Annotated in this window: 14 protein-coding genes; 7 read left to right on the top strand and 7 right to left on the bottom strand. The window is 69.1% G+C overall.

All coding sequences use genetic code 11. From position 1 onward, the window contains the following. Positions 1-101: 101 nt before the first annotated feature. The 4 genes from BX604_RS17690 to BX604_RS17675 form a co-directional block, all read right to left on the bottom strand. Positions 102-1,685: an aldehyde dehydrogenase (NADP(+)) gene (locus tag BX604_RS17690; RefSeq protein WP_098551925.1), complete on the bottom strand. Its 1,584-nt coding sequence runs from the start codon at positions 1,683-1,685 to the stop codon at positions 102-104. Positions 1,686-1,754: 69 nt separating this feature from the next. Then, positions 1,755-2,687 carry a dihydrodipicolinate synthase family protein gene (locus BX604_RS17685; RefSeq protein WP_098551924.1) on the bottom strand — a complete coding sequence of 311 codons (933 nt, stop codon included), beginning with the start codon at positions 2,685-2,687 and terminating at the stop codon, positions 1,755-1,757. A gap of 30 nt (positions 2,688-2,717) precedes the next feature. Continuing rightward, positions 2,718-4,292, bottom strand: a complete 1,575-nt coding sequence (locus tag BX604_RS17680; RefSeq protein WP_098551923.1) for a UxaA family hydrolase — start codon at positions 4,290-4,292, stop codon at positions 2,718-2,720. Between the two features lie 31 nt (positions 4,293-4,323). Beyond that, a complete protein-coding gene (locus BX604_RS17675; RefSeq protein ID WP_098551922.1) occupies positions 4,324-5,637 on the bottom strand; it encodes an MFS transporter in 1,314 nt (437 codons plus the stop codon). Positions 5,638-5,900: 263 nt separating this feature from the next. Between BX604_RS17675 and BX604_RS17670 the strand changes: the two genes are divergently transcribed. Then, positions 5,901-6,632: a GntR family transcriptional regulator gene (locus tag BX604_RS17670; protein WP_098551921.1), complete on the top strand. Its 732-nt coding sequence runs from the start codon at positions 5,901-5,903 to the stop codon at positions 6,630-6,632. A gap of 114 nt (positions 6,633-6,746) precedes the next feature. On the opposite strand, the gene BX604_RS17665 is transcribed toward BX604_RS17670, so the two are convergent. Next, positions 6,747-7,469, bottom strand: coding sequence for a FadR/GntR family transcriptional regulator (locus tag BX604_RS17665; protein ID WP_098551920.1), 723 nt, complete (start codon positions 7,467-7,469; stop codon positions 6,747-6,749). Between the two features lie 264 nt (positions 7,470-7,733). Here BX604_RS17665 and uxuA point away from each other — a divergent pair, with 264 nt between their 5' ends. The 6 genes from uxuA (at position 7,734) to BX604_RS17635 (ending at position 14,709) form a co-directional block, all read left to right on the top strand. Continuing rightward, a complete protein-coding gene (uxuA, locus tag BX604_RS17660) occupies positions 7,734-8,813 on the top strand; it encodes a mannonate dehydratase (protein ID WP_179894820.1) in 1,080 nt (359 codons plus the stop codon). An 84-nt stretch (positions 8,814-8,897) separates the two neighbouring features. After that, complete coding sequence (locus BX604_RS17655; protein WP_098551919.1) at positions 8,898-10,208, top strand: MFS transporter; 1,311 nt, start codon at positions 8,898-8,900, stop codon at positions 10,206-10,208. A gap of 161 nt (positions 10,209-10,369) precedes the next feature. Beyond that, entirely contained in the window at positions 10,370-11,803 is a 1,434-nt protein-coding gene (locus tag BX604_RS17650) for an aminotransferase-like domain-containing protein (protein ID WP_098551918.1), read from the top strand. A 101-nt stretch (positions 11,804-11,904) separates the two neighbouring features. Next, positions 11,905-12,300 carry a hypothetical protein gene (locus BX604_RS17645; RefSeq protein ID WP_098551917.1) on the top strand — a complete coding sequence of 132 codons (396 nt, stop codon included), beginning with the start codon at positions 11,905-11,907 and terminating at the stop codon, positions 12,298-12,300. Between the two features lie 199 nt (positions 12,301-12,499). Further along, complete coding sequence (locus BX604_RS17640; protein WP_098551916.1) at positions 12,500-14,284, top strand: nitrite/sulfite reductase; 1,785 nt, start codon at positions 12,500-12,502, stop codon at positions 14,282-14,284. Then, positions 14,281-14,709, top strand: a complete 429-nt coding sequence (locus BX604_RS17635; RefSeq protein ID WP_098551915.1) for a DUF934 domain-containing protein — start codon at positions 14,281-14,283, stop codon at positions 14,707-14,709. The genes BX604_RS17640 and BX604_RS17635 overlap by 4 nt, the downstream gene beginning before the upstream one ends. Before the next feature lie 74 nt (positions 14,710-14,783). On the opposite strand, the gene BX604_RS17630 is transcribed toward BX604_RS17635, so the two are convergent. After that, positions 14,784-16,064 carry a virulence factor family protein gene (locus BX604_RS17630; RefSeq protein WP_098551914.1) on the bottom strand — a complete coding sequence of 427 codons (1,281 nt, stop codon included), beginning with the start codon at positions 16,062-16,064 and terminating at the stop codon, positions 14,784-14,786. Then, the gene (mprF, locus tag BX604_RS17625; RefSeq protein WP_098551913.1) at positions 16,061-18,655 is read right to left on the bottom strand and encodes a bifunctional lysylphosphatidylglycerol flippase/synthetase MprF; all 2,595 of its coding nucleotides are present in this window, start codon (positions 18,653-18,655) and stop codon (positions 16,061-16,063) included. Before mprF ends, BX604_RS17630 begins: the two co-directional genes overlap by 4 nt. Between the last annotated feature and the right edge of the window lie 249 nt (positions 18,656-18,904).

The following is an 18,904-nucleotide window of genomic DNA, read 5'->3' as shown; positions in this document are numbered from 1 at the left end:
CGCGCGACGGCAACCGGCTACGCGAATCGAATCATCAGGGGAAAGCCCGCGTTGCACAGCCGGGCCGCGGATTCAATCCGCGTGACCGGCAACGCGTGCGGTCAGGCCCGCACGCCAAGCCCCCCGTCGGTGCTCCGCGGCACGTTCAGCGGATTGCCGTCGCGCAGCGCGTCGGGCAACAACCCGTCGGGAACGTCCTGGTAGCAGACGGGCCGCAGGAAACGGCCGATCGCGGCGCTGCCGACCGACGTGGAACGGCCGTCCGACGTCGCCGGATACGGCCCGCCGTGCACCATCGCATGCGCGACCTCGACGCCGGTACCGAAGCCGTTCACGAGGATCCGTCCGGCGCGACGCTCGAGCAGCGGCATGAAAGCGCGTGCCGCATCGCGATCGCGCTCGTCCAGATGCAGGGCGATCGTAAGCTGTCCATCGAGCCGTTCGACGAGTGCGTGCATCGCATCGAGACTCGGGCACCGCACGACGAGCGCGGCGGGGCCGAACACCTCGTCGTGCAATTCCGCGTGTCGCGCGAAATCCTCCGCCCGCGTCGCGAACAGCGCCGCCCGGCCCGCATGCCGGATGTCGCCGCCCGCCGCACCGCCCGCCAGCCGTTCGACGGCCGCATGGGTCGCGAGCCGCTCGACCGCTGAATCGTAGGCGGCATGGATGCCCGGCGTCAGCATCGCGGTCGCGGGAAGGTCAGCCAGCGTCGCGGCGGCGGCCGCCTCGAAGCGCCGCAGCGCCGGGCCGTCGACTCCAAGGATCAGCCCCGGGTTCGTGCAGAACTGGCCGGTGCCGAGCGTCAGCGACGCAGCAAACGCACGGCCGATCGCGTCCGCGCGCGCGTCGAGCGCATGCGGAAACAGCAGCACCGGATTCACGCTGCTCATCTCCGCGTACACGGGAATCGGCTGCGGCCGCGCGGCGGCCAGCGTCATCAGTGCGACACCGCCCGCACGCGACCCCGTGAAACCCACCGCCTGGATCCGCGGGTGACGCACGAGCGCCGCGCCGACGTCGTGACCATCGTCGAACAGCAGCGAGAACGTCCCGTCCGGCATCCCGCATGCGTCGACCGCGTCCCGGATCGCGTGCCCCACCAGCGCCGACGTGCCGGGATGCGCGGGATGCGCCTTCACCACCACGGGGCAGCCGGCCGCGAGCGCCGACGCGGTGTCGCCGCCCGCCACCGAAAAAGCCAGCGGGAAATTGCTCGCGCCGAACACGGCGACCGGGCCGAGCGCGACGTTCTGCAGACGCAGGTCCGCGCGCGGCGACGGCTGACGGTCGGGTTGCGCGGGATCGATGCGCGCGCCGAGGAACGCGCCGTCCCGCACGATCTGCGCGAACATCCGCAGTTGCGCGACCGTGCGGGCGCGCTCGCCTTCGACCCGCGCGCGCGGCAAGCCACTTTCCGCAACACAGCGCGCGATCAGCGTGTCGCCGAGTGCCAGCAGCCGGTCGGCGATGGTGTCGAGCAAGGTTGCGCGCGCATCGAGCGTGCGATTGCGATAGTCGTCGAACGCTTGTGCCGCCAGCGTGCACGCCACGTCGACATCCTGCGCCGACGCGCGGCCGAACACGGGATCGAGCGCGGCGCCGGTGGCCGGATTGATCGCCTGGAACCCGGCCGCGCCGGCCACGTCGCGCCGGCCGATCAGGGAAGCGCCGGAAATATGCATGAATCGTCCTCGGTGAATCAGTGAATCGGTGAATCGGTCAAGCGTGCCGTCCAGGCACGCGCGGCGGTCTCAACGGCCCCAGCGCAGCACGAGCGGGTCGAGCGGCCGCGCGATCCGCAACAGGCTGTCGCGCGTGGCCGGGTGCATCGTCGGCAGCGGATGGCGCACGGCGTCCGACGCGATCACGCAGCCCGCCTTCATCAGCGCCTTCGCGGTCGCGATGCCGCCCTGCCGGTTCTCGTGATTGATCAGCGGCAGCCAGCGCTGGTACCGCCGCTCCGCTTCGACGGCGTCACCGGCCACCCACGCGTCGAGGATCGCGCGAATGCCGTCGGGATAGGCGCCGCCCGTCATCGCCCCCGTCGCACCGGCCTCCAGGTCGGCCATCAGCGTGATCGCCTCTTCGCCGTCCCACGGACCCACGATCGCGTCGCCGCCGAGCGCGATCAGTTCGCGCAGCTTCGCGGCCGCCTGCGGCACCTCGATCTTGAAGTACGACACGTGCGGAATCTCGATGGCCATCCGCGCGAGCAGCGCGGCGGACAACTGGGTGCCGCTCGCCGGCGCATCCTGGATCATGATCGGGATGTCGATCGCATCGGACACGGTGCGGAAGAACTCGACGATCGCAGTCTCGCTCGCGCGGAACGTCGCACCGTGATAGGGCGGCATCACCATCACCATCGCGGCCCCCGCGTCCTGCGCGCGGCGGCTGCGCTGCGCGCAGACAGTCGTGCCGAAATGAGACGTCGTGACGATCACGGGCACCCGGCCCGCCACGTGCTCCAGCACGCAGTGCATCACCGCGTCGCGCTCGTCGTCGGCCAGCGAGAACTGCTCGGAGAAATTCGCGAGCACGCACAGGCCGTCCGAGCCCGCGTCGATCATGAAGTCGACGCAACGGCGCTGCCCGTCGAGGTCGAGACGGCCGTCGTCCGCGAAGATCGTCGGGACGACCGGAAACACGCCGCGATAGCCGGCGGCTGAAAGACTCGATTGCATGGGTGAAACTCCTTGCTGCGAAAAGTGAGGTCAGGTAATGGCGCCGATCTGCCAGGGCACGAACTCGTTCTGTCCGTAGCCGTGCAGTTCGCTGCGCGTCGGGCGGCCCGAGGCCGCGTCGAGCATCATCCGGAACAGCGTCGCGCCGAGCGCGTCGATGCGCACGCCGCCGTCGAGCACGTCGCCGCAGTTCAGGTCGATGTCGTCGGCCTGCCTGCGCCACAGCGCGCTGTTGGTCGCGAGCTTCAGCGACGGCGTCGGCGCGCACCCGTAAGCGGAACCGCGCCCCGTCGTGAAGCAGATCAGGTTCGCGCCGCCCGCGACCTGGCCGGTCGCGGAGATCGGGTCGTAGCCGGGCGTGTCCATGAACACGAGCCCCTTCGCGCGCACCGGCATCGCATACTCGTAGACGTCGACGAGATTCGTACTGCCGGCCTTCGCGATGCCGCCGAGCGATTTCTCCAGCACGGTCGTGAGCCCGCCCGCCTTGTTGCCGGCCGACGGGTTGTTGTTCATCGAAGCGTGATGGCGCGCGCAGTAGTCTTCCCACCAGCGGATGCGCGCGACGAGCTTCTCGCCCACGTCGCGCGACACCGCACGGCGCGTGAGCAGATGCTCGGCGCCGTAGATTTCCGGCGTTTCGGACAGGATCGCCGTGCCCCCGTGCCGCACCAGCAGGTCGACCGCCGCGCCGAGCACCGGATTCGCGGTAATGCCCGAATAGCCGTCGGAGCCGCCGCACTGCAGGCCGACCGTCAGGTGGCTCGCGCTTACCGGCTCGCGCCGCACGTCGTTGGCAGCGGCGAGCATCGACTCGACGAGCGCGATGCCCTTCTCGATGGTCTTGCGGGTGCCGCCGCTGTCCTGGATCGTGAAGGTGCGCAGCCGCGCGTGTTCGGCCAGCCCCTGGGTCTCGAGCAGCCGCGGGATCTGGTTGGTTTCGCAACCGAGCCCGATCATGAGCACCGCCGCGAAATTCGGGTGGCACGCATAGCCGCCTAGCGTGCGCTGCAGGATCGCGAGCGCGTCGCCGTCCGGGTCGACCGCGCAGCCGACGCCATGCGTGAGCGCGACGACACCGTCGACGTTCGGATACGCGGCGAGCGCCTCCGGATGGATGTCGCGGCGGAAATGATCGGCGATCGCGCGCGCCACCGTCGCCGAGCAGTTCACGGAAGTCAGGATGCCGATGTAATTGCGCGTCCCGACGCGGCCGTCCTCGCGCACGATGCCGTCGAAGGTCGCACGCTGCGCGTCCGGCACGAATTCGGTTGCGCACGCACCTGCGCCGAACGCGTAGTCCCGCGCGAACTCGCCCATGTCGAGGTTGTGGGTATGGACGTGCTGGCCGGGCCGGATCGACTGGCTCGCGAAGCCGATGATCTGGCCGTAGCGATGCACGGGCGCACCGGCCTCGATCGCGCGGGTCGCGATCTTGTGGCCGGCCGGGATCAGCCCGGCGACGGTCACGCCTTCGTCGTCGATGAGCGTGCCGCCGACGAGTTGCTCGACGGCGACGACGACGTCGTCGGCGGGATGGAGCCGGATCGTGCGCGCGCGCGGCGCGGCGGACGCCGGTTGGGTTTCGATGGAAAGGGACGACATGGTGGTTTCCGGTTGAATCAGGCGACGGGCATCAGTCGAGGCCGCGGTCGCGATAGTCGATGAGGCTCGCGCAGACGGCCAGGCCGAACGCGGCCACGACGAAGAACATCAGCGCGAGGAAATAGGTGCCGGTGAATTGCACGATGAGGCCGATCAGGATCGGCACGATGACGCCGACGATGTTGCCGCTGAAGTTCATCGCACCGGCCAGCAGGCCCGCACGGGACTGGCCGCCGAGCGTCGCGGGCACGCCCCAGAACATCCCGCACCAGCGGATGAAGAACAGCGCGACCGACAGCAGCACGACGACGCTGACGAGCCCCGTCGCGAAGCTCACCGCGAGAATCGCCGCGGCGGACGTGAAGCCCGCGACCGAGAACATCGAGCGCATCACGCGGTTCGGTGCGCCGCCGGCCGCGCGCCACTTGTCGGCGACCCAGCCGCCGAACAACTCGCCGACGAAGCCGCACATGAAGATGATGAAGGTCGCGCCGCCCATCTGCTTCAGGTCGAAGCCGTGCGCCTTGTGCAGGTAGCTCGGCATCCACGTCATCAACCCGTAGAACACGCTGTTGTAGCAGGCCCAGCTCGCGAACATGAACAGCACGGAACGGTCGCGCAGCAGTTCGCGGAACGGCACGCTCGCCTTCGGCTCGCCCGTGCGCGCCTTCGCCGCGTACGACGTCACGTGTTCCAGTTCGGCCGCATTCACGCCAGCATGCTCGGAAGGATGATTGCGGATGTACCACCACGCGCCGATACCGACCACGATCGTGCCCACGCCCGCGACGACGAACGCCAGCCGCCACGAACCGAGGCCCGCGATCAGCGCGGTGATGATGATCGCGCCGCAGGCCGAGCCGAGCGGCGCGCCGCCGTCGAGCAGCGCCGCGCCGCGGCCGCGCTCGGACGGCGTGAGCCACGTGCCCGCGAGCTTCGCACCGGCCGGCATGATCGGCGACTCGGCGATGCCGAGCCCGAGCCGCGTCAGCAGCAACGGCACCCAGCTGAAACACACGGCCGCGACGGCCTGGCACGCCCCCCACGCGATCGTGGCCAGGCCGACGATGGTGCGCGCCTTGAAGCGGTCGACCAGCAGCCCGCTCGGAATCTGCATCAGCGCATAGGTCCAGAAGAACGCGCTCAGCAATACGCCCTCCATCGCCGGCGACAGCTTGAATTCGGTCGAGATGATCGGCAGCGCGACCGACAGCGACGCGCGATCGATGTAATTGATCGACGATAGCAACAGCAACAGCCAGAAAATCCGCCAGCGCACGGCCGTCGGCGCGGCGGCCGGGGCATGGACCGTCTGGCGCGGTCCGGCTGAGTCTTCGATATGCATGCCTGTCTCCTGTGGGGATGATCGTCGGCTCGCCTTTCCTGCTGCGCCAGCCAACTAATATATTAGTTGGCAATTATAGAGATGCCGCCTGACAGCGTCACCGGGGTAAACCCGCTGCCCCGGGTCGAGCCGATCGGCCGAATTGCCGCGCGACATGCCGGAAATGATTCGTGCACTAATATACTGATCGACCGGCACGCGCCGGCACGCACCGGAGTGCGACGCGAACGCGTGCCGGCTACCTGCCACCCTCTTGCCGATTTATGAAGTCAGAACCCACCGTCCAGGACACTTTCATCGCCCGCCTGATCCCCGCGGACTTCGCGCTGGACCGCTCGCAGGCGCTGTCGGTGCAGATACACGCGCTGCTGCGCGACGCGATCGTGACGATGACGCTGCACCCGAACGACGTGATCTATGAACGCGCGATCGCCGACGCGCTCGGCGTGTCGCGCACGCCGGTGCGCGAGGCGCTGCTGCAACTTGCGCGCGAGGAGCTCGTGTTGATTGCCGCGCAGTCGGGCACCTTCGTCGCGCCGGTGAAGCGCGAACAGTTCGCCGAGAGCGCCTTGATCCGCAAGGTGCTGGAAACCGCCGCGATCCGCCGCGCGGCCGAGGTCATCAGCGCGCGCGAGCTCGAGCAGCTGCACGACATCCAGGAAGCCCACCGGCGCGCGATCGCGCGCGGCAACGCGGTCGCCGCGATCGCCTGCGACAACGCGTTCCATGCGACGGTCAGCGCAGCCGCGCGACTGCCGCGCGTGCAGCAGCTCGTCGAATTCGTGCGTGCACCGATTGATCGCGTGCGGCACGTGACGGTGCGTGACCCGGTCGTCGGCGAAGTCACGCTCGCGCAACACCAGAAGCTGCTCGACGCGCTCGAATGTCACGATGCCGATGCGGCCGAGCGCGCGCTGCACGAGCACCTCGACGACGCGTACGCGCGGCAGCAGCGTGCGTACGACGACAACGTCGCGCTGTTCGAGGGGACCTGACGCGCGCGGGGCGCGACGCGGCGGCCTGCCCGCACCGATGAAGCGCCCGCCTCCCGGAACTCGACTCGATACCCGGACGGCAAACGACTCCCCGCAGCGGCGGCCCTCCCCCGGTTAGCGCCAGGCCTGCGTGAACTCCGCGATCACGCGCGACAGGTGCGCACGCATCGCGTCGCGCGCACCGTTCGCATCGCGGGCCATGATCGCCGCGAAGATGCGCTGGTGATCTTCCTGCGACGCTTCGCGCAGCGCGGTCGAGTGAAAGTGTTCCTCGATCTTGTCCCACAACGGATCGCTGCGCGCGCAGTCCCACATCGCCGTGACCATGTGCAGCAGCACGGTGTTGCCGGTCGATTCCGCGATGCGCAGATGGAACTGCCGGTCGGCCGTGTCGTACGCGGCCTTGTCGTTCATCTGCTCGCGCATCGTCGTCAGCGAGAAAAACAGCCGGTCGAGATCGGCGTCCTTGCGCTCGGTGGCCGCTAACGCGGCGACTTCCGTCTCGATCAGCCCGCGGGCGCGCAGCGTCTCGATCGGGCCGGGGCCGCGCGGCACTTCGAACGTCACCGGGCGCGCGGCGTCGGCCGTCGACACATAGATGCCCGAGCCGACCCGCACCTCGACGATCCCCTGCACCTCCAGCGCGATGATCGCCTCGCGCACCTGCGTGCGGCTCACGCCGAACTGGTCGGCCAGGCTGCGCTCGGACGGCAGCCGCGCGCCGGCTTCGAACGCCCCGGCTGCCACCATCGCGTGAATCTCGCGCGCAAGGCCGATATAGGAGCGGTCCGCGGCTTCGGTGTCGCGGCTGGCGGGCAGGCTGGAAAGATCGGTCATCGAATGGGCTCGCAACGGGCTTGCCGGCGCACGCGCGGCGCCGGATCGACAAAATGGTACACCAGTTTTGGCTGCCACCCGCCAGCCTGACCCGGCACGAGTCCAGCGCGGGCCCGGCGCTCTCCCGGAAAACTGGCAGACAACTGGTAAACCACTATCCCGCACAATTGGCATACCAATCATAATCCGTTCACACCGACGACGGGGCCGGCATGCTGCCGCCCGGCCGTCCGATGCATGAACCGCCAGTCAGGAGCTATTCCAGTGAAGATGTCCTTCCGTTGGTACGGCGAGTCCGATCCGGTCTCGCTGCAATACATCCGTCAGATCCCGGGCGTCACGCAGATCGTGTCCGCGATCTACGACGAACCCGTGGGCGAAGTGTGGCCCGCCGACAAGATCGCCGCGCTCAAGGCGACGATCGAGCAGGCCGGCCTGCGCTTCGAGGTCGTCGAATCGGTGCCCGTCCACGAGGACATCAAACTCGGCAAGCCGAGCCGCGACCGCCTGATCGACAACTATCGGCAGACGATCCGCCATCTCGGCGCGGCCGGCATCCGCGTGATCTGCTACAACTTCATGCCCGTGTTCGACTGGACGCGCACCGAGCTGTCGAAGACGCTCGACGACGGTTCGACCTGTCTCGCGTTCAGCACCGAAGCGGTCGACCGGATCGACCCGAACGACGGCATCGCGCTGCCGGGCTGGGACTCGAGCTACCGGGCCGACGAACTGCAGGCGCTGCTCGCCGACTATCGCAACGTCGACGAAGCCGCGCTGTGGGCCAACCTCGAGTACTTCCTGAACGCGATCATCCCGGTGGCCGAAGAAGCCGGCGTGAAGATGGCGATCCACCCGGACGACCCGCCGCGCCCGATCTTCGGGCTGCCGCGCATCGTGAAAAACCGCGACGATCTCGCGCGGATCCTGCGCATCGTCGACACGTCCGCGAACGGGCTGACGCTGTGCTCGGGTTCGCTCGGCGCGGGCCCGCAGAACGACGTCGAGGCGCTCGTGCGCGAATTCGGCGCGCTGGGCCGCATCCATTTCGCGCACATCCGCAACGTGAAGGTCGACGCGAACGGCGACTTCGAGGAAACCGCGCACCTGTCGAACTGCGGCTCGCTCGACATCGCCGCGATCGTGAAGGCATATCACGACACGGGCTTCACGGGCTACGTGCGTCCCGATCACGGCCGCATGATCTGGGGCGAGACGGGCAAGCCCGGTTACGGCCTCTACGACCGTGCGCTCGGCGCGGTCTACCTGAACGGTCTGTGGGAGGCGCTGGCGAAGTTCGACGCCACGCCGCACGTGCAGACGCAAACGCAAACGCAAACGTAAGCGTCGCGATAACCCGCCCCTCCCGAGGCGGCCGGCGCAGCGGATCGCCGGTCGCCCGTCACGACATTCCGCGCGGAGACTGCAATGCCACGCATCCGATGGGCCATGATCCTGATGTGCTTCCTGGCGAACGTTATCAACTTCATTGATCGCGCGAACCTCGCGATCGCCGCGCCCAGCATCCGCGCCGATCTCGGGCTCGATGCGGTCGGCATGGGGCTCGTGCTGAGCGCGTTCTTCTGGACCTATGCGTTCCTGCAGTTGCCGGCCGGCTGGTTCATCGACAAGGTCGGCGTGCGGGTGAGCCTCGCGCTCGCGGTCGGCTGGTGGTCGGTATTTACCGTCGCGACCGGCGCCGCGCGCGGGCTCGCGCAGCTCGTCGGCGTGCGCCTGATGCTGGGCGTCGGCGAAGCGGCCGCGATCCCGTCGTTCGCGAAGGTCGCGTTCAACTGGTTCCCGCGCAGCGAACGCGGGCTCGCGAGCAGCATCTTCGACAGCGGTTCGCGCGTCGGCTCCGCGCTGTCGCTGCCACTCGTCGCGTGGCTGATCTCGATCGTCGGCTGGCGCGGTTCGTTCGCGATCACCGGCGCGATCGGCATCGTATGGGCGCTCGCGTGGTGGTTCATCTACCGCGACCCGGAACGCTATCGCGCGATCGCGCCGGACGCGGTCGATGCGCTGCTCGCGCAGCGCGGCGTGCAGACCGTTGCGAACGCAACCGATGGCCCGAAGGTGTCGTGGCTCGACCTGTTCCGCTACCGCACCGTGTGGGGGATGATGATCGGCCTGTTCTGCCTGAACTTCGCGATCTACTTCTTCATCACGTGGTTCCCGAGCTACCTGCTGCAGTCGCGCGGCTTCTCGCTCACGTCGCTCGGCACGTGGGGCATGCTGCCCGCGCTGCTCGCGATTCCCGGCGGCTGGCTCGGCGGCTACGTGTCGGACAGCCTGTTCCGGCGCGGCTGGAGCGCCACCGCCGCGCGCAAGACCTGCCTCGTGCTCGGCATGCTGCTGTCGTCGTCGATCGCGCTGTCGGCGTTCGTCGAGAACGTGTGGGCCTGCCTCGCGCTGTTCGCGCTCGCTTATGCCAGCCTGTCGTTCGCCGGTGCGAACGTGTGGACGCTGGTCGGCGAAGTCGCACCGACGCCCGCGCACGTCGCTTCGCTCGGCGGCATCCAGAACTTCGCGGGCAATCTCGCCGGCATCTTCATCACGACGTTCACGGGCGTAATGCTGTCGATCACGAAGGGCTCGTTCGTCGTGCCGCTCGCGGTTGCCGGCGTACTGTGCGTGGTCGGTGCGCTGTCGTACCTGTTCGTCGTCGGCAAGGTCGAGCCGCTGCCGCCGCTGCGCAACGGCGCGAACGGACGCAACGCGGAACCGAACGCGGCCTGATGCCGCGCAAGCGTCGGAAGTCACGGAAGTAACGCGAAAGCGCGACTGGCCACGGCCGTCGCGCTTTCCTTTTCGGGCCGCTCGTCGGACAATGACCCGCGCCCGCCGGCGCGGCGCCGCACCGGCCCGCGCGCGGCGGCGACGTGTTCCCGCCCGCGCCGATGAAACGCTACGAAACCCTCGCCCATACGATCGCCGACGAAATCCGCAACGGCAACCTCGCGGTCGGCACGCGCCTGCCGTCGTTGCGGCAGATCATCGCGCAACACGGCGTGAGCCAGTCGACGGTGTTTCGCGCGTACTACCTGCTCGAACAGTGGGGGCTGATCCGCGCACGGGAACGCTCCGGCTACTACGTCGCGCCGGGCGCCGGCCCCGACGCAGCCCCGCCCGCGAAACGCCGCGCGACCCGCGCCGGCGCCACGCGCAAGGTCGACATCAGCGATCTCGTGTTCTCGGTGCTCGATGCGGCGACGCAGCCCGGCATCGTGCCGCTCGGTTCCGCGTTTCCGTCACCGCAACTGTTTCCGCTGCCGCGCCTCGCGAAGTCGCTCGCGCAGGCGACGCGGCTCGTGAGCCCGTGGAGCACCGTGGTCGACCTGCCGCCCGGCAACGAGGCGCTGCGCCAGCAGATCGCGCGACGCTATCTCGCGACCGGCGTCGCGCAGCCCGTCGACGAGATCGTCGTCACGAACGGCGCGCTCGAAGCGCTGAACCTGTGCCTGATGGCCGTCACGCGGCCGGGTGACGTCGTGGCCGTCGAATCGCCCGGCTTCTATGCGGCGCTGCAGGCGATCGAGCGACTCGACCTGCGCGCGGTCGAGATTCCCGTCGATCCGCGCACGGGCCTCGATCTCGACGCGCTCGCGAACGCGCTCGAGCGGCACGACATCCGCGCGTGCTGGTTCATGACCAATTTCCAGAATCCGACCGGCGTCACGCTCTCCGTCGACAAGAAGCGCGCGCTGGTGGACATGCTGGCCGCGCGCAACGTGCCGCTGATCGAGGACGACGTGTACGGCGAACTCCATTACGGCCCCGACTATCCGCTGCCCGCGCGCGCATTCGACCGGCACGGGCTCGTGATGCACTGCAGTTCGTTCTCGAAGACGCTCGCGCCCGGCTACCGGATCGGCTGGGCCGCGGCCGGCCGTTTCGCGGAGAAGGTGCAGCGGCTCAAGCTGATGACGACGCTGTCGGCGAGCATCCCCGCGCAGGCCGGCATCGCGAACTACCTGGAGCACGGCGGCTACGATCGTCACCTGCGCAAGCTGCGCGGCGCGCTGCAAACGCAACTCGCGCGCATGGACGACGCGCTGCGGCGCTGGCTGCCGCCGGGCGTCGAATGGGTGCGGCCGGAAGGCGGGTATTTCCTGTGGCTGTCGTTTCCCGATGCGATCGACGCGATGGAGCTGCACCGCCAGGCGATCGCGCGCGGCATCAGCTTCGCACCGGGGCCGCTCTTCTCCGCCGCGCACGGGTTCGAGCGCTGCGTGCGCGTGAACTTCGGCCATCCGTGGAACCGCGACATCGAGCGCGCGATCCGCGTGCTCGGCGAGCTGGTCGCCGAACCGACGGTGCGCAAGCCGGGCTGATCGCACGGCGTGCGCGCGCTGCGCGCCGCCTGCATCACGTTCATGCAGCGAAGCCGGGCGCAGGTTACATTGCTGATCCCGCCGCTCCTTCACGATTTCCCATGAGCCAACTGCCCTACCTCGATCACGATGCGCTGCTCAGGCTCACGGCCGACGCGGCCGGCGTCACGCAGCCGTGCACGTGCACGAAGACCTCGCTGGCCGGCTGGACGAGCCTGCCGCTGTCGCTGCAGGACGCGCAGCTCGTCGAAGTGGCCACGCTCGCGCCGCCCGGCGAGGCGGAGCCGGTCTACGACGAATATCATCCGGCCGGCACGCGCTATGCGTCGGACGACGCGCCGATCGCGCTGCGTCATTTCCCGTACAACCGCTGCAACGTCAGCCGCTGCGTATCGTGCGGCCGGCTGTACCTGCGTTATCAGGAAGGCGGCGGCTACTTCATCGACCAGCGCATCCGCGCGCTGAATCCCGCGCTGGTGGTCGACGCGCACGCGTAAGCCTGCAGCGGGCATGCGCCATGCATGCCCGCTCGCCCCGGCGCTGCGCCAATCTGCTGCGCCCTTTTCGTCCCGATCTGCTGCTTGTCCCGCCGCCCGGCGTTCCCTACGCTGTCTCCGGTTGCCCGACATCCGTCGCAACCTCCCCTGTCGAGCGGCGCACGCCCCGTGCGCCGCCGCTCCTCTCGCGTATCACGTCATGTACCGATATACCGATTTCGACCGGGCGCTCGTGCACAGCCGCGCCGCCCAGTTCCGCGACCAGCTCGAACGCTGGCAGCACGGCACGCTGAGCGAGGACGCATTCCGGCCGTTGCGCCTGCAGAACGGCTGGTACGTGCAGCGCCATGCGCCGATGCTGCGCGTCGCCGTGCCGTACGGCGAACTGTCGAGCGCGCAGTTGCGCGTGCTCGCGCGGATCGCACGCGACTACGACGTGCCCGACGACGCCACCTATCGCGCCGCCTGCGATGCGCAGGCGCTGCTCGGCACGCTGCGCCTGCCGACCCGCAACGCCCACTTCACGACCCGCACCAACGTGCAGTTCAACTGGATTCCGCTCGCGAAGGCCGCCGACGTGATGGACCTGCTCGCGAGCGTCGACATGCACGGGATCCAGACGAGCGGCAACTGCATCCGCAATATCTCGTGCGACGAACGCGCAGGCGTCGCGCCGGACGAGATCGCCGATCCTCGGCCGTTCGCCGAAGTGATGCGCCAGTGGACGACGCTGCATCCGGAATTCGCGTTCCTGCCGCGCAAGTTCAAGATCGCGATCACCGGCGCGGCCGAAGACCGCGCGGCCACCGACTGGCACGATGTCGGGCTGAAGCTCGTGCGCGACGAGGCGGGCGAACCCGGTTTCCGCGTGAGCGTCGGCGGCGGGATGGGACGCACGCCGATGATCGCGACGCTGCTGCGCACGTTCCTGCCATGGCAGCACGTGATGAACTACATCGAGGCGATCGTGCGCGTGTACAACCGCTACGGACGCCGCGACAACAAGTACAAGGCGCGCATCAAGATCCTCGTGAAAACCGAGGGGCAGCGTTATATCGACGACGTCGAGGAAGAGTTCCGCCAGATCGTCGAGCTCGACGGCGGCCCGCACACGATCCCGCAGGCCGAGTTCGAGCGGATCGCGGCGTCGTTCGTGCCGCCGCGTCTCAAGCCGCGCACGCTCGACCTGCACGACGCCGACACGCGCATGGCCGCGCACGCCACGCGTCATCCGGCGTTCGCGCGCTGGCTCGCGCGCAATGTGGCCGCGCACCGCGACCCGGCGCTGCGCATCGTCACGCTGTCGTTCAAGCGCCGCGTGCAGGCGCCCGGCGATGCATCGCCCGAACAGCTGGACGCGCTCGCCGACCTCGCCGAGCGCTTCTCGGCCGGCGAGGCACGCGTCACGCATGCGCAGAACGCGGTGCTGCCGTGGGTGCACGTCGACGACCTGTTCCTGCTGTGGGAAAACGCGCGCGCCGTCGGGCTGGCGAGTGCGAACGTCGGGCTGCTGACCGACATGATCGCGTGCCCGGGCGGCGACTTCTGCGCGCTCGCGAATGCGCGCTCGATCCCGATCGCCGACGCGATCGCCGAACGGTTCCAGGATCTCGACATGCTGCACGACGTCGGCGACATCGACCTGCACATCAGCGGCTGCATCAACTCGTGCGGCCACCATCACAGCGGGCACATCGGCATTCTCGGCGTCGACAAGGACGGCGCCGAGTGGTATCAGGTGACGCTCGGCGGCTCGGATGGCTCCAGCGCGAGCGGCCCCGCACGGCCGGGCAAGGTGATCGGCCCGTCGTTTTCGGCGGACGAGATCGTCGATGTCGTGGATGCGCTCGTCAACGCGTATCTCGATGCGCGGCTCGACACCGACGGCCACGCCGAGCGCTTCATCGACACGGTGCGCCGCATCGGCGCGGAACCCTTCAAGGCGGCCGCGAACGATGCGCGTCACCACGCGGAGCACGCATGAAACCGACCGACAACGCAACCGCACGCATCCGGCTGCTGACGCCTGCCGAGCACGCCGGCGACGCAGACGCGCCTGACGTCCTGACGATCGGCAACGACGAGGAACTGCCACCGCTCGCCGCACGGATCGCGCAGGCCGCGCGCATCGACCTGCTTTTCCCGTCCTTCACCGACGGCCGTGCGTACAGCCAGGCCTACCTGCTGCGCAAGCGCTTCGGCTTCACCGGCGACCTGCGTGCGACGGGTGACGTGCTGATCGACCAGTTGCTGTTGATGGCGCGCACCGGGTTCTCGAGCGCGGTGCTCGGCGGCGATACCGACATCGCGGCCGCGCGCCGGCAACTCGACCGGTTTCCGGGCTTCTATCAGCGCGATGCGAGAGGAACGGTGCCGCGGCAGGACGCCGCGACCCAGGCGAAGACATGACAACGGGCGGCCCGCAGGCCGCCCGTTCGATGAACCGCATGCACACGCGCCCGCCGCGAAGCGGGCGCCGGCGTTCAGCGCGCCGCCACCGGCTTGCCGAACGCGCCGAGGATCTTCTTCTCGAGCGCGATGTAGTCGTGGCCGAAGTGGTGGTCGCCCCCCGTCTTGACCACGTCGACGCCGGTGTTCACGAGCGCCGGGCACATCGTGTCCTTCTCTTCCGCGCCGTAGAAGCACTGCACGAGCTGCGGCGGCACCTTCGCCATTTCCGGCGCGACCTTCAGCGCCTTGTCGCTCGCGGGCATCCCGAGCCAGCCCGTCACGCGGATCTGGAAATCGGCCGCCGGCGCGAAGCCGAGCAGCGACATCACCGAGACCTTGTCGCGCAGGTCGGCCGGCAGCCGGTTGTACGCGAACGGCATCACGTCGGCGCCGAACGAGTAGCCGACCAGCGCCACGCGGTCGGCATGCCAGCGCGCCATGTAGGTGCGCATCACGCGCGCCAGGTCGCGGCTCACCTGTGCGGGTGGCCGCTCGCTCCAGAAGTAGCGCAGGCTGTCGATGCCGACCACCGACACGCCGTCGCGCTGCAGCGCCTCGGCGATCGTCTTGTCGAGATCGCGCCAGCCGCCGTCGCCCGAGATCACGATCGCGAGCCGGTCGCTGCCGCCCTTGGCCGGCAGCTCGACGAGCGGCAGGTCCGACACGTCGAGCTCGTCGCTCGCGCTGGTGTCGTGCAGGTGCGCTGTGACGAGCGACACGAGCTTCGCGGTGTCGCCGGCCGCGGCCGTTTCGACGAAGCCCGGCATCGCGCGGCGCACGATCGTCGCATCAGGCGGGCACGGCTTGAAGCGCGCATCGAGCTTCACGGCCGGGTCGACCGACACGACGCCGGCGATCGTGTTTTCCGGTGCCATCGACAGGATCTGCTTCGCGATCGCGCCGCCCTGGCCCACACCCGCGACGATCGGCGCGTAGTAACGCGACGACTGCGCAAGACGTTCGAGCTGGTGGCTGACCGCTTCGGCGTCGCCGTCGAGGTGGTGACAGGTTTCCTGCTTCGCGGCGAGGTTCGCCGCATAACGCTCCGAATCCACGCCGACCGTCATCGCCCCGACTTTCGCGAGCGCATCGGCGGCCTGCTGATCGGCCGCATTCCAGCCGGCCTCACGCGAGAACAGCACGACGAAGCCGCGCAGCGGCCCGTTCGGCTTCGTCACGGTCACGGGCCCGTAGCGGCCGCCCGACACGGTTTGCGCCTTCATGGCGGCTGGCTGCGTGGCGCACGCGGCGCCGGCCAGCATCATTCCCGCGCAGACGAGTGCCGCCTGCGCGATAACTTTCTTCAACATCATGAACGCCGACCTCCAGCCAGCAGGGACAGATCCGCGAGCGTGACGAACACGCCGACCGTGCCCGAGGCCGCGAGATAACGCGGCTCCCAGTGCGGTTCGAACTTGCTCTTGAATGCACGCAAGCCGCGGAAGTTGTAGAAGCGGCCGCCGAAGCGCCAGACCATCAGGCCGAGCCGGTGGAACGGCGACGGCATCTTTGCCGCCCCCATCCCCGAGAACGGCGCGATGCCCAGGCTCAGCTTGCGGAAACCGGCTTCCTTCAGATGCAGCGCGAGCTGCGTGAACAGATACTCCATCGCATACGGCGACGCTTCCGGCAGATGACGCATCACGCCGACGGTCGCCTCGGTGTTGAGGTCGGTCGTCATGAACGTGACGAACGCGATCGGCGTGTCGGCCTGGCGCACCAGCATCACCGACTGCGTCGCGAGATAGCCGTCGTGGAACGCGGCCACCGAGAAGCTCTTCTCGCGCGCGTCGCGGCTGTCGAGCCAGCCGTCGGAGATGTCGCGCAGCGCCGGCAGCGCGGCCGGCACGTCGGTCGGCGCGATCACCTCGACGGTCAGCGCGTCCTTGTCGCCGCGGCGCAGCGCATAGCGCAGGTGCGAACGGTTCGAGCCCTTCAGGTCGAACTGGTCGAGCGCGATGTGCGCTTCTTCGCCGAGCTTCATCAGCGTGAGCCCCGCGTCGAGATACAGCGGCAGCGCGTTCGCGCGCACCTGGTAGAACGCGGCGCGACCGCTGTGCGCATGCGCGAGCGCGATGAACTTGCCGATCAGCGCCGGCCATTCGTCGCGTGGGCCGACCGGGTCGTGCAGCGCCGCCCACGTGCGGCCGTATTTCGCGTACATCAGGAACGCGCGGCGCGACTCGGAGAACAGGAACGACTTGTCGCCCATCAGCGCGAGGCCCGCATCGCTGCACTCCTGCCCACGGATGATCTGCTCGGCGTCGAGCAGGTCCTGCGCGACGGGCTTCACGAAGCGGCCCGGCGCCGGGCGCAGCAGTTGCCACAGCGCGAACATCGCGACGAACACGCCGGCGGCGAGCGTCGCACGCAGTGCGCGCGGCGCGCGGGCGTCGAACGAGAAATGCGACCACAGATCGCGCGTGTACGGCACGTCGCGGAACGCGAAGCACAGCACCCACACCGCGAGGATCAGCACCATCGTCACCGACACGAACCAGCTCACCGTGAAGCGCTCGGCGAGCAGCGACGAATGCCGGTTGAAACGGCGGCGGCTGACGAGCAGCAGCACCAGCAGCGTGCCGAGCACGCCGGCTTCGACGAACGCGAGACCCTTCGCCAGCGACAGCGCGAGGCTCGCGAGCGTCAGCGCGAAGGTCATCCACCACGCGCCGTCCAGGCGACGCAGCAGCCCGCGCGCGACGAACAGCAGTGCGACGCCCAGCACGCTGCAGATCACCTGCGAGCCTTCGAGCACCCACAGCGGCACGATGTTGCGCAGGATCGCGATCCGGTGCCAGAACGCGGGCGTCGCGCTCGAGATCACGAGCATCCCGCCGACCGCGAACGTGACGAGGCTCAGGAACAGCGGCGCCAGTTGCGACACGCGCGCGGCCTGCCGTGACACGAGCCGGCGCCGCAGCGCGCGGCCTTCGAACGCGGCCAGCAGGCCGGCCGACAGCACCAGCGGCACGCCGAAGTAGATCGCGCGGTACGCAATCAGCGCGGCGACCATCTCATGCGCGGGCACTTCGCGGCCCAGCGTGAAGACCATCGCGGCTTCGAACACGCCGATCCCGCCCGGCGTGTGGCCGATCATCCCGAGCAGCAGCGCGGCCGCATAGACGGTGATGAAGGTCGGGAAGCCGACCGGCGCCGCGGGCAGCAACACCCACAGCGTGAGGCCGGCGGCCACGACGTCCATCACCGCATAGACCACCTGTGCCACGAGATCGCGCCGCGCGGGCACGTCGAACGCCAGCCATTTGAAGCGCGTGACGACCGGACGCGCGGTGTTGCCGCACATCGCGACCATCCCCGCCAGCACGATCAGCAGCGCGGCGCCGCCCCACGTGAGCACGCCCGGCGCGACGTGCAGCATCGCGGCGAGCGTCTGCGGCACGCAGACCATGCCGACTGCCGTCATCAGCACCAGCGCGAGCGCGAGCGTGCCGCTGGTGAACACGGTCATCCGGCCGATCTGCGCGGGCGTGACGCCCGACACGCCGTACACGCGGGCGCGAACCGCGCCGCCCGTGAGCGCGCCGAAGCCGGTCGCGTTACCGAGCGCGGAGCCGGCGATCGCGCCGATCCACAGCGCGGCGCGCGGCACTTTCGCGGCGACGTAACGCAGGCCGACCGCATCGCGGGCGACGAGCGCGAGATAGCTGAGCGCGGTCGCGGCGAGCGACGCGCCCCATTCGCCGATCGCCATGTGGCGCAGCTGGCGGATCACCGAGCGGTAATCGACGGATTCGGACAGGTGCTGGAAAACCACGATCAGCAACAGGCCGATGCCGAGCGCAAGCAGCGGCGACAGCACGCGCTCGTTGCGGATCAGCGCCGAGACACGGGCGATCGCCGCCGCGGCACGGCCGGGCGGACCAGGGTGGCGGGAAGACATAGATTGTTCAGTGGTGGTGCATAGCGAGTCGCGGCGCGGGGGGCCGGGCGGCGACGAATCTGGTTGTTCTGCGTGGGCGGTCGGCCTGGGACGGAGGCAGGCAGCGCCTGGATCAGAAATGACAAGTATACGGAATTTATATTACAGAATCTTTCGATCTCGCACCGGACCGTTCGGGCGCGGCGGGTGCATCAACGGCGCATCAAAATCATGCGCAGGGTGCGCATCATACCGGGAACCGATGGGGAT

It is taken from the genome of Burkholderia sp. JKS000303 (assembly GCF_002563755.1).
Classification (GTDB): Bacteria; Pseudomonadota; Gammaproteobacteria; order Burkholderiales; family Burkholderiaceae; genus Burkholderia; species Burkholderia anthina_B.
Note: the sequence above shows the minus strand (reverse complement) of the source record. Positions and strands in the feature narration are given on the sequence as shown.